Raw genomic sequence first — 11,614 nt, forward strand, 5'->3', positions numbered from 1 at the left:
GTGCCGCGATGGCTGCCAGCACAGCCTGTGGGAGGCGGCTCCCAAAGAGTCTTGGCCGACGTGTGGTCAGCAGAACCGATGAAGCGACCGACACCGTGACTGCCAGGATCGCAGCGAAAGGCTTCCTCACACGTCCCTCCTTATTCTGTCGGCATGGTCATGCGAGACCCTCTGCGTGCTGTGTGAGTTCACTGTCGCCCGTCGATGCATTGTCGCCGATTCAATTCGGCCTCCAGGATCGGTCCGATGACCGCGAGGGCGTCGGGGTTCGCCATTTGGGCGTGTGCGACGCCGACGGAGTGTTCGGTGATCCGTCCGGAAATATACGGTCGCCACATGTCGCCGGTCAGTTGGCCGGTGATTCCTTCGCGTGCCGAGAAGTACAGCAGGTCGCCGTCATAGGATTCCGGCCGGTAGCGCGCCGACATGCCAACGCAGTCGACATATCCCTGGTGCAGGCGTTCGAGCTGCTGACGGGTCAACCCCCGGCCCGGCCCGGTGGTGTGGGCGAGCACATCGACAGCGTCGTCGATGGCGAGTGGCCGGGTGTCCGGAGTGTCTGTCTCATTGCCCCGTAGGTGGGTCAGCAGATCGCGCATGGTCGGCGATGGCGGTTGGGGTGCACCGTCGGCGAATGCCAAGCTGTCGAGCATGATGAGCAAATCCACGTCATGCCCCCGAGCACGTAGCCCAATGGCAAGCGCGTGCGCGAGTTGCCCGCCCAGCGACCAACCCAACAGGTAGTACGGCCCCTGTGGTTGCACACGGGTGAGTTCGTCCAGATACACCTGCGCCAACTCTTCGACGGTCCGGCACCGGCGCCCTCCTGCGGCGACGGTGGGGGACTGCAGCCCGTAGATCGGCCGGTCGGTGACGTATTTCAGCAAGCCGGTATAACACCACGACAGCGGCACGGCAGAGTGCAAGCAGATCAACGGAGTCCCTGAACCGTTGCCGCGCAACGGAAGAATCGTCTCCAGCGCCGATACGCCTGCCGTCACATCACTATTTACACCGATCGCCGTTGAGGATTCGATGGCGGCTGCCAAGGTGCGCACGGTCGGGGTGAATAACCACGACATCGCCACCGAAGTGCCGCATTGCTCCGACAACCGCTGACACAGCTGCACTCCCAGCAACGAGTTGCCGCCGAGTTCGAAGAAATTGTCGTCCAGACCGATGCGCGACTGTCCGGTCACATCGGCGATCGCATCTGCCACTGTGTGCTCGATCTGAGTGTGCGGCGGGCGAAATGCGGGACGCGCCAGCACCTGTGGATCGGGCAGTGCGGATCGGTCGGTCTTACCGCTGCTGGGGTTGATCGGTATCGCGGTCAACGGAACCAGCGCTGCCGGAATCATGGCTGGCGGCAACACCGTCCGTAACCGCGCCAACACGGCGGTGCGGTCGAAGCTGTCGCCATCTGCGGCGACGACATAGCCGATCAATCGGTCGCCGAGTGTCTCGGACGTCCACATCCGCACCACGGCCTGATCGACTGCCTCGTCCGCGGTCAGAGCACGCTCGACTTCGGACGGTTCGATGCGCTGCCCGCGTAGCGAGATCTGGGCATCGCTTCGTCCGAGGTACTCCAGCGTGCCGTCCGCCTGCTCGCGTACTACATCGCCCGTGCGATACATTCGGGTTCCCCTGGGCCCGTACGGGTTTGCGACATAACAATGCGCCGTGGTCGCGGCCCGTCCCAGATACCCTCGCGCCAACGCGTCACCGGCGAGATAGAGTTCGCCCCGGGCCCCGGCCGAGACCAGACCGAGCCTGGTATCCAGCACGAGAATTTGCACTCCGGGAAGTGCCCCGCCGATCGTCATCGGCGCGTTGGGGTCGAGCGCGCCGGTGTGGGTCGCGATCACGGTGGCCTCGGTCGGGCCGTAGGAGTTGAACATGGGCACCCGGGTGGCCCAGCGGCCGGCGAGTGCCGGTGGGCATTTGTCGCCGCCGACGGTGACGCTCTGTAGCGACGTCAGTCGGTGTGGGTCGAGTGTCGCCAAAATGGTCGGCGTGACGTTCAAATGGGTGATCGCATCATGCTCGATCACCTGCGAAAGTTGTTCGCCGGCCACGATGTCCGGCGCCAACACGACCAGTTTCGCCCCGGCCGCGAATGCGGAGAGGTATTCGAGCATCGACGCGTCACAGTAGGGTGAATGTGCCAGCAGCACGACCGATTCCGGGCAAATTCGACCACGGGTGAGCAGTTCGTCGCTCAGGGCCGGCAGGCCCTCGTGAGTGCTGAGCACACCCTTCGGCTCGCCGGTGGATCCGGAGGTGTAGATCAGATATGCGGGGTGAGCGGCACGCAGTGGCTGTGTCCGCTCCGCATCGGTCATCGCCGCTACCGGGTGTGATGCGGCGGCGCAGGTGAACTCGTCGCTGTCGAGCAGCAACCAATCCACCGTCCTGGCGTCCAGCAGTATGCGCCATTTTTGGAGGGTGATTCCCAGCATCGCCCCTGAATCTGCAATCAGCTTCGTCACCCGCGCCGGCGGGTCGGTGGGATTCACCGGGAAGAACACCGCGCCCGCTCGGGCTACCGCCCACAACGCCATCACCGATTCCACCGACCGGGACAATGCCACTGCGACAACGACTTCCGGCCCAGCCCCGTGCGCGATCAGCTCACGTGCCCACTGCGCGGTCACCTCGTCGAGTTCGCGATAGGACATCGACCGGTCCGGCCCGCTCAGTGCAATCCGTTCACCGGCACCGATCCCGGCCGCCAGCAACTCCGGTAGCACCCGCGACCGGCGCCGGGGCTGGGGGGCCGCGACGCTCGGTGTGCCGGCGTTGAGTGCGAACACCTTCTCTTCAGCCGAAGCCTGCAGGAATCGGGACAACCAGTGCATGAACTGCTGCTGATATCGATCCAGCTCATCGGGGGTGTACAGGTCGGGGTTGGCGTGAAAATCGATGCTGAGGGGTCCGGGACCGACTCGGTAGCAGCTGACGGAGATATCCTCCACCGGCCCGGCGGAGAGCAGGTGCGCCCGCCCGCGGGCAACACCGAAACCGATGCTCGCGGGAAGGGTGAGGACGTTGATCAGCGGACCGTAGCCACTGCGACCGGCCAGACCCACACCGTGGTCGCGGAGCAGGTCTTCGTGGCGATACAGCTGGTGGCGCAACGCCCCGATGATGTTCAGGCGCACCTGTTGCACCAGGTCGGCGACCGTGCTCTCGGTTACGCCCCGCACGCGTAAAGGCACCACGTTCGAGACCATCCCCGCCGATCGCCGCAGCGCCCCGGTGGTGCGGGCGGCGACCGGCAGTGACACCGTGATGTCGCGGTCACCGGTCATGTGCGCCAGGAATCCGGCCACTGCCGCAACCAACACCTCCGCCATTCCGGCGCCATACCGGCCGGCCACGGCATCGAGCCGCGCCGTTGCTGCTGCATCCACCGTTGCGTGCGCGGTATGCGGCCGTGCAGACGGTGCAGCGTACCTATCGGTCAGCTTTGTGATGCGATTTAGACCGGCGAGTTGCTCGGCCCAGTACTCGCGGTCGGCATCGAATCGCGGCGAGGACCGATACCGCTGCTCGGCCGCCACAATCTCGGTCAGGAGCATCGCCCGACGCGGTGGAGCGGTCTGTCCTTCGGTTGCGGCGGAGTACAATTCGGCCGTTCGCTGCGATAATTGCGCGGCGCCGAAGCCGTCGACCGCGATATGGTGGCTGCGCGCGTACCAGCGGTACCGGTCAGGACCGAGGGTGAACATCACCGTCCTGGTGACATCGGGACCCGACAAGTCGATGGCGGCCTCACGGTCTTGGCTCATCCACACACGAGCGGCATCGTCTGGATCTGGGTGATCGCTCACATCGACGCAGTCGAACCCCGTCAGCAGGTCATGGTCGACGTACTGGCACGGTCGGCCACCGACGACTGCAAATCGCACATGCGGCGACTGCAATTCGCGACCGGCTCGTCGCGCGCAACCCTGTAGTAGTTCGAGATCGATGGGCCCGTGCAGATCGGCATACTGAGAAATGGAAAACGGAACGCTCGGGTGAAGTTGTTGCGCCATCCACAGTTCGGACTGAGCGACCGACAATTCGAAGGTGTCCGCCTGCGGTGCCGTGCTGCCATCTCGGCGCACATTGCCTGGCAGGTCCAGCACCGCAAAGTCCTTAACGCTCGAGGTCGAGGGCGAGGGTGTCAGCGACGGCAACCATGCCGAAGTGCACTGTCACAAGTCGGCACTTGTCGCGAGGAAACGTTTTACGTCATCCATCATCTGGCTGACCGATTCGGCGACAAACATCACCGGCTGACAAATGCTGTCGTCGATGTCGCTGGCAATGACATCCTCGACCCGAAAGTCTCTCAACTCCGCATCCTCGAAAGACTCCATCTCCGCGACCGAGGACAAGATGGCGGCACCACACGCTCGCGGGCGACCCTTCTCGACGACCAGACCGACCTCCATGGTGAACCAGAACAACCGCGAGATCGCCGACCGCACCTCCTCCGAGGCGGCATGTGCGGCGGCTCGTCCGAACCAGCGATACAGCTGCGCGAACTCTGGATCGGCAAGCATCACCCCATGGCCGACCAGTTCATGAATGACATCGGGGTCCGGCGAAAACGATTGCTCCGTAACCGGGCGCAAATCCGGAGTAGAAGTGAGGATCCCCCGGGCAAGTGGGCCGTAGAACAGCGGACCTGGTACTGCTCCCATAGCCGGTGCGAGCTCGAAGCCGGTCAACGACCGAAGGGTGCGCGAGACCTCACTGAGTTGCGGCACCCGGCCGGTGGGCAGCGTCACCCGTTGTGCGGCCAATTGATATCGCGCGCAACTGAAATGCCTGTGCATGCCGCACAGCGTCGCGAACACACGTGACCACAAAGCGTCCTCTTCGTGGCTGTAGCCGAAATCAGGCAGCGGTTGACCCGGACGGAACGCGCCGGTAAGCCGCTCACGCTCGGCTCGGACATTGAGACATTCTGTCATCACAATCGGCACTTTCTGGTCGCTGGAATTCTCCTGCCGTCTCAGCTACTCCCTATTGGCGCTCAGCTCATACGCGTTCCGGGCTCTCCGACTATCAACGGTAATCTTGCCACCCGTCCTGCCGATAGACCACACACCGGCAACATCCAAGCTCGCCTTCGAGAAGCGATATTTGGCGAAATGTCCTGCCAAATCAGAAATCCCGCCCGAAATGTGCGAAATGGACCCTTTGGATGTCACCAAACTTCCGACACGTTCTGGGGTCGCAGCTCATGCGCCGATCGCGGCTGCCAGCATGGGCCAGGAATTGTGCAGCTCGTCTTGCCAATACGGCCATGAGTGTGTGCCGGCCGCAGGCATGCTCACAGTCACCGGAATGCCGAGGGCGTGCAGTCGGTCCACCAACGGCCGCGTGCACTGGTTGACAACCGCCTCAAACGCTCCGCCGACAACGCCTCGATCGACCAGCGTTCCGACATTGCCGCCGATTCCTGGCGCATTCAGTGTTTCGTGCGGACCCGGAAGGCCGGTGCCGACCGAAATGTACACTTCGGTGCCGCGCAGCCGGTCCGCGTGAAGCGTCGGATCGTGGTCGGCCCACGCAGGATCTCCGGGTGGACCCCACATGTTGGTTGCATTGGCGCCGAAGGCCGCCAGCTCCGAATACACAGATCCCTGCACCAGCGGGTCGCTCATGCGCGTACAGCCGCTGTAGGAACCCACCGCCTGATACAGCCCGCGTGCATGGCCCGCCAGATCCAGCGCCGAGGTCGCCGACATCGACAAGCCGGCGACCGCATTTCGGCCTGTCATGGAGAACCTGGCGTTGAGCAGCGGCGGCAGCTCGCGGGTCAGGAACGTCTGCCACTTGTTGGAACCCAAGACCGGATCGTCCTGTTTCCAATCGGTGTAGAAGCTGGCGCGACCTGCCATCGGGATCACCACATTGACGTTCTTGTCGGCGAAAAACGAGGCCACGTCCGTCCGCCCGGTCCACGCGCCTCCACTCTCGCCGCCATCGACGGCGTTGAGGAGATACAGCGCAGGTGCCGAAGCGTTCGGATGCGACACCCACAGCGGTATCTGCCGATTCATCGCCGCCGAATACACCGTCACGGCGAACTGGCGTCCGCCCAGCGGCGCCACGGCCACCACAGCGGATCCGTTTGCCGGGTTGGGGGCCGCGAATGCAACCGTGGAAGACGCGGCCATCGCGCAGACCACCATCCACGCGCCGACGGCCATCCACAGTGGTCCCCGCCGGCGCATCGTCATCGGACTGTTTCGCTGCTGGCCGGTACACGCCGCCGAGCGTTGTGTTCACACATTCCAAAATCGTAGCCGCTGCGGGAATGGTCCTGGCGCGAATTTGGTGATGCCGGGATTGCGCGGGTTGCCGTTGGGGCGAGTCGTGTAGGCGGCTGATATCGGACATGTGAGTTCGAGTGTCATGAGGTGTAGCTGCATTTGGCTGCTGTCGTGGATGTTTGTAAAGCATTCGCATCGTTGCCTGTTTGCGAATGATGGAGTGGGGGAGTGGTTTTTGTGTTTGTTCCTGGCCGATGAGTGTGAGCGGTTTCGGTGCAACTGCGTACCCTCTGCGTACCGGGTTAGGTCGCGGTAAGCCGGCAGTCGCCTTCGTTCACCATGTGAGCGCGGTTGCCCATCCGGAGATCTCCATCGATTCTCGCGGCACCCGCCGAGCGATCAATCCGGCCAGCACGAGCGCTTGCGGACGGGTCAAATACGACGGATTTGCCACGATCGGCGCGCGGAACTGTTCACAATCCCTCAGCGTCGGCGATGCCGCCATCACCGCCCTCGGCACATATGAGTCTCGATCGAGTCGAATCGCCTGAAACTCAACGTGCAGAGCAGATCCCGGGTCCATCGGTTTGTCGGCGACGCCGTCGCTCGTCACGTATCCGAACTCATAGATGCCCGGATTCTTTTTCCCGGTGATCCACAGCGCGATGAGATCACCGCGACGAACGAGTGCCGGGCGCCGGGTCCGGGCACTCAGGCACCACGTCGCCTCGATGACGGAGGCGGGCATGCTGCGCGCCGCACCGATATCGGTGCCGACGTAGCCGGGGTTGGTCGCGCCATTGCCTTTGACGATCCAACACCCGCGGTCATCTCGATCCACACCCATACATCTCCTAGCTCCTTCATTCCTGCGCTTCTGCTGCAGTACCCATCCCGGCAGAAACCATGCCGAAGATTGGTAGGGCCGGCCTCCTCCCTCGAGCCACTGGCATTGTCGGGGCCCATTGGCGAACCGGGCGGTAGCGGTGCTACGCCGAACCCAAGAGGTCATTGACGTTCCCTGTGGCCAGGGTCAGTCTGAGGAGATGGCGGTGCTAGAGGCCGACTACCTGGTGGTGGGTGCGGGTGCGATGGGGATGGCCTTTGTCGACGCCCTCATCGACCGCGCCGACGTCTCCGTGGTCATGGTCGATCGGCGGCACGGAGTCGGCGGTCACTGGCTCGATGCCTATCCGTTCGTCCGGCTCCACCAGGCCTCTGCTCTCTACGGTGTGGCCTCGACGCCGTTGGGAGGTGGACGGATCCAGGAACGCGGGCCCGAGGCTGGTCTGCACGAGCGGGCAACCGCGCCGGAGATCTGCACCTACTACGAACGCATCCTGCGTGACCGCCTGCTCGCTTCCGGCAAGGTGTCGTTCCATTCGAACTGCGACTACCTCGGCGGAGGTCGGTTTGTGTCCCTGATCTCCGGGCGTCAGCACGAGGTGCGGGTACGTCGCAGCGTGGTCGATGCCCGCTATCTCGCCCCGGATATCCCCTCCTTGATGCCGCCGCCGTTCGAAGTGGCCGACGGCGCGCACGTCATACCCATCAATGATCTGGTCGGCCTCGGTCGTGCCACATCGCAGTACGTGATTGTCGGTTCGGGTAAAACCGCCACTGACGCCTGCGTGTGGCTGATCGACAACGGGGTCGACCCCGACTCGATCTGCTGGGTGCGGCCGCGCGACCCGTGGATGTTGAACCGTGCCGTCATCCAGCCCGAACCGGTGATGTTCATCGGTGCCGCGGCCGACACCATGCAGGCCGCATCCGAATCCGCCTCGGCCGAGGAGATGTTCTGCCGCCTCGAGGACGCCGGCGTCATGCTGCGGATCGACCGTTCGGTGACGCCCACGATGGCAAGGACTCCGACGATCGCGCAGTGGGAGCTCGACCGGTTGCGGATGATCGAGAATGTCGTACGCCGGGGGCACCTGCGCGCAGTCGCGCCCGGGCACCTCACGTTCGACAAGGAAGAGGCTGCTGATGATGTGGTGGCCGTCGACCCCGATGCGGTGATCGTGCACTGTGCCGCGCGGGGACTACGTACTGCGCCGCAGGTGCCCATCTGGGGGAACCGGGCGATGACGCTGCAGCCGGTACGTGCCGGCTTCCCGTTGTTCGGCGCGGCGCTATCGGGCCATGTCGAGGCGACCGTGGCTGTCGGAATGGACGCCGACGCCGCAAATGCTGTGAAGAATGCGGTCTGCCCGTCGTCGACCTATCCCAACGGTCTTGCCGAGTGGGCGTGGATGCAGGTCACCGGAGGCCGCGCCGCTGCGGCATTCAGTGCGAACCCTGACATCAAGGCGTGGGCTGATCAGGTCGCGCTGAACCCTTCGCGTACGCCACCGGACCTGATGGAGTCCGATGAACTCGCCGCTGTGGTCGAGCGATTGACGAAGTACGCGGCGCTGGGGATGAGCCGGCTGACCGAGTTCGCGGGGATGCCCGCGTGACCGTACAGTCGGAGCCTCTAGCTCAACTTCTTCTGCGGCTTCGGTCCAGTTCCGGGGCGGGTTACCGTGATCGATTGTCCCCCAGACTTATTCGCGACGGCGGGCGTACGTTGATCGGCCTAGGCGGTGCGGTTGTGTTGGCTCTAGTCGCATTACGTCACCGGTGAGTTGTCTTACGTCACCGGCGACACAAATTACCCTGCGGCGCAACGTATCACGACACAGTCTGAGGCAACCACAATGTGCGGTTTGCTCTGCCGCGCCTCGTCGTCGGCAACTGTTTCGCGGGCTTCGAATGTGCGCGCCATCGCCAACCTCCGGGTAGGCGGGCCGTTTGGCTGCATCAGTTGCGAATCCATGCATTCGCAACCACATTGGAACGGACCTGGGGTGCTTCACGACGCGATAACGCTACTGTGGCGCGTTGCGCGTAATACCCTTTGAATGACTGGAAGGGACACTCATGGCCCCCGACCCGACACACACCGCGAAGGCATTGCCCGTGGAAAATCCGCGACGGACAGTTCCCGCGATCAGACCCTTCTTGTTCTGGGCGCGAGCGGCGACCTGACTGCATGGCTACTGCCAGGGCAGGGCGGGTTGCTGGCCGCCGACGCGCCGACACCGGCGGCTGGTCGCTCACCAGGCTTCCCGTAGGGAGATAGTGACATGGCGAAAGACGACGCGGCGAAGGACAAGGCAGCCGGGAGGCGGCCGCAGGTCGATATCTCCGATGAGGGCCTGGCCCGGACGCGGCGTTGGGGGCTGTGGATCAACCTCGCAACCTTCCTGATCGGGTACGCCACTGCCGTCATCGCCGGGGCGCTGCTCTACATCGCGGACGATTTCGGAATCAACAGCGCTCAGCAGGGCCTCGCGACGAGCATCGTGCTGCTGAGCGCGATGGTCGCCGCGGTGTTCACCGGCCGGCTCGCGGACCGCTTCGGACGGAAGGCCATGCTCGGGATCGCGGGGGTGCTCTTCGCGGTGGGCTTCGCGGTCTCGGCGCTGGCGACGGGCTTCGTGATGCTGATTCTTGGCCGCCTGGTCGTGGGCCTCGCGGTCGGCATCGCGTCGGCGCTCGTGCCCACCTACCTCGGCGAGATCTCGCCGCCGCAGATCCGGGGCCGGATGCTCACCCTCAATCAGCTGCTGCAGACGGTCGGGATGCTCGTCGCCTACATCGTGAACTTCGCCTTCAGCTCCAGCGGCAACTGGCAAGCGATGTTCTGGGTTGGCGCGGTCCCGGCGGTCGTGCTGGCGGTGATCGCGGTACGGCTGCCCGACTCGCCGGTCTGGCTCGTTCGCACGGGACGTGCCGACACGGCGCGTGAGGTGATCGAATCGGTCGCCGGTCCGGAGGGCGCCGATCGCGTGATCGAAGCATACCGCCGCGACGAGGAGGAGCAGGAACACCAGCGGGCGCAGGATCAGCGCCCCGAGCGCACGGGGTGGCGCGCATTGTTCTCGCCCCGGGTCCGCCCGGCGCTGATCGTCGCAGTCGGGCTGGCCATCTTCCAGCAGTTCGTCGGCATCAACACCGTCCTGTACTACGCGCCGACCATCATTGCCCAGACCGGGCTGAGCGCCTCGAACTCGATCGTCTACTCGATCATCATTGGTGTCGTAAACCTCGCGATGACGATCGTCTCGCTCAGATTGGTCGATCGGATCGGGCGTCGGCCGCTGCTGCTGGTCTCGTTGATCGGGATGGCCATCTCGGTCGCCCTGCTCGGCCTCGCGTTCGTCGCCGAGCTCAGCTCGGTGATCCTGCTCGTGGCCATGCTGGTCTTTGTGTCCTCCTTCGCTGTGGGGATGGGCCCGGTGTTCTGGGTGATCCTCGGGGAGATCTTCCCGTCCGAGAACCAGGCCGAGGGCTCGGGCGCCGGCTCGGCGGTGAGCTGGCTCTCGAACTTTGCCCTGTCCACGGCCTTTCTGCCGCTGGTTGGGGCGATCCGCACGGGCCCGGTGTTCTTGATCTTCGCGGGCGTGTGCGTGCTCGGCCTGGCGTTCGTCTACCGCTATGTGCCCGAGACCAAAGACCGGAACTTCAAGCAGATCGACGCCGACCTCCAGGCCCGCGCGCATGGAAAGAGGGGAGAGGGATGACCGGTCCTCCATCGGGTCAGCAATTCGAGATCAGCCTTGGCGACCAGCGTGCGACGATCGTGGAGGTCGGTGGCGGCGTGCGCGAGTACGAGGTCGGGCAGGCGGGCGGTGCTCGAGTCCTATCGGCTCGACCGGATATGCAAAACGGCGCGCACGGCCCGCCGCTGATCGCATGGCCCAACCATCTCGTCCAACGGTTGGTATTGCGAAACCCGTCCAGTCAATGCTTGGATCGCGGTTCAGAACTGGGTGTGCAGGGGACGAAAGTTGGAAGAAGTGGCTCAGATGCGTTGGAGCTGTTGTGCGCGTTGCAAATTCGGAGTGTCTGCGACTCGCCTTGTGACTGGCCGCTCTAGTCGGGTTGGATGCACTTCTGGGCGTATCCCCGTCGAAACGGCTGTTCGCCAGGTCTCCTGCATACCCAATGCAGCGCCATCAGTGGTCTCGTAGCGAATTGAATCAGGTCGTCACCGGGGTGTCGGTCGCAATCGAGTGGACAACACGCACTCCGAAGTGTTCTCTGAGGGTTCGTTGTTGGTGTGCCATTGGGCAGGACGGGTCAGTGGGTTGGCAATGACTGGTGTGGGTCGCGGTTATTTGCTTCACGGTTGGGGCCAGGAATCCGCCGACTGCTCCGATCAGCATTGATGTTTCATGGTCGAATGAGGCTGCAATACCGGTGATTCCGAGGAGTCCTACAAGCTACAGCCAGATCGCGGTTCGCTCGCTGTCAAGTTTGGCGAGCAGGTAGACCCCCTCAGT

General features: G+C 64.0%; 6 protein-coding genes. 2 read left to right on the top strand and 4 right to left on the bottom strand.

Going from position 1 to position 11,614, the window contains the following annotated elements:
- Nucleotides 1-188 precede the first annotated feature (188 nt).
- The 4 genes from AC1D75_RS13915 to AC1D75_RS13930 all read right to left on the bottom strand — a co-directional run bounded on the left by AC1D75_RS13915 (nt 189) and on the right by AC1D75_RS13930 (nt 7,128).
- Complete coding sequence (locus tag AC1D75_RS13915) at nt 189-4,139, bottom strand: amino acid adenylation domain-containing protein (protein WP_495515769.1); 3,951 nt, start codon at nt 4,137-4,139, stop codon at nt 189-191.
- A 69-nt stretch (nt 4,140-4,208) separates the two neighbouring features.
- On the bottom strand, nt 4,209-4,973 hold the full coding sequence (locus tag AC1D75_RS13920; protein WP_495516080.1) for an amino acid hydroxylase: 765 nt from the start codon (nt 4,971-4,973) through the stop codon (nt 4,209-4,211).
- A 270-nt stretch (nt 4,974-5,243) separates the two neighbouring features.
- The gene (locus tag AC1D75_RS13925; protein ID WP_495516081.1) at nt 5,244-6,242 is read right to left on the bottom strand and encodes an alpha/beta hydrolase; all 999 of its coding nucleotides are present in this window, start codon (nt 6,240-6,242) and stop codon (nt 5,244-5,246) included.
- A gap of 373 nt (nt 6,243-6,615) precedes the next feature.
- Nucleotides 6,616-7,128 (bottom strand): hypothetical protein, encoded by a 513-nt coding sequence (locus AC1D75_RS13930; protein WP_495515770.1) that lies wholly within the window; start codon nt 7,126-7,128, stop codon nt 6,616-6,618.
- A 199-nt stretch (nt 7,129-7,327) separates the two neighbouring features.
- Between AC1D75_RS13930 and AC1D75_RS13935 the strand changes: the two genes are divergently transcribed.
- Complete coding sequence (locus AC1D75_RS13935; RefSeq protein ID WP_495515771.1) at nt 7,328-8,743, top strand: Rossmann-fold NAD(P)-binding domain-containing protein; 1,416 nt, start codon at nt 7,328-7,330, stop codon at nt 8,741-8,743.
- 669 nt (nt 8,744-9,412) lie between these two features.
- Complete coding sequence (locus tag AC1D75_RS13940) at nt 9,413-10,852, top strand: sugar porter family MFS transporter (RefSeq protein ID WP_495515772.1); 1,440 nt, start codon at nt 9,413-9,415, stop codon at nt 10,850-10,852.
- Nucleotides 10,853-11,614 lie beyond the last annotated feature (762 nt).

It is taken from the genome of Williamsia sp. Y712 (assembly GCF_059445525.1).

Bases quoted from the DNA above. Each gene is read 5' to 3' on its own strand.
- AC1D75_RS13920 (WP_495516080.1), bottom strand. From the start codon at position 4,973: ATGACAGAATGTCTCAATGTCCGAGCCGAGCGTGAGCGGCTTACCGGC.
- AC1D75_RS13925 (WP_495516081.1), bottom strand. From the start codon at position 6,242: ATGCGCCGGCGGGGACCACTGTGGATGGCCGTCGGCGCGTGGATGGTG.
- AC1D75_RS13930 (WP_495515770.1), bottom strand. From the start codon at position 7,128: ATGGGTGTGGATCGAGATGACCGCGGGTGTTGGATCGTCAAAGGCAAT.
- AC1D75_RS13935 (WP_495515771.1), top strand. From the start codon at position 7,328: ATGGCGGTGCTAGAGGCCGACTACCTGGTGGTGGGTGCGGGTGCGATG.
- AC1D75_RS13940 (WP_495515772.1), top strand. From the start codon at position 9,413: ATGGCGAAAGACGACGCGGCGAAGGACAAGGCAGCCGGGAGGCGGCCG.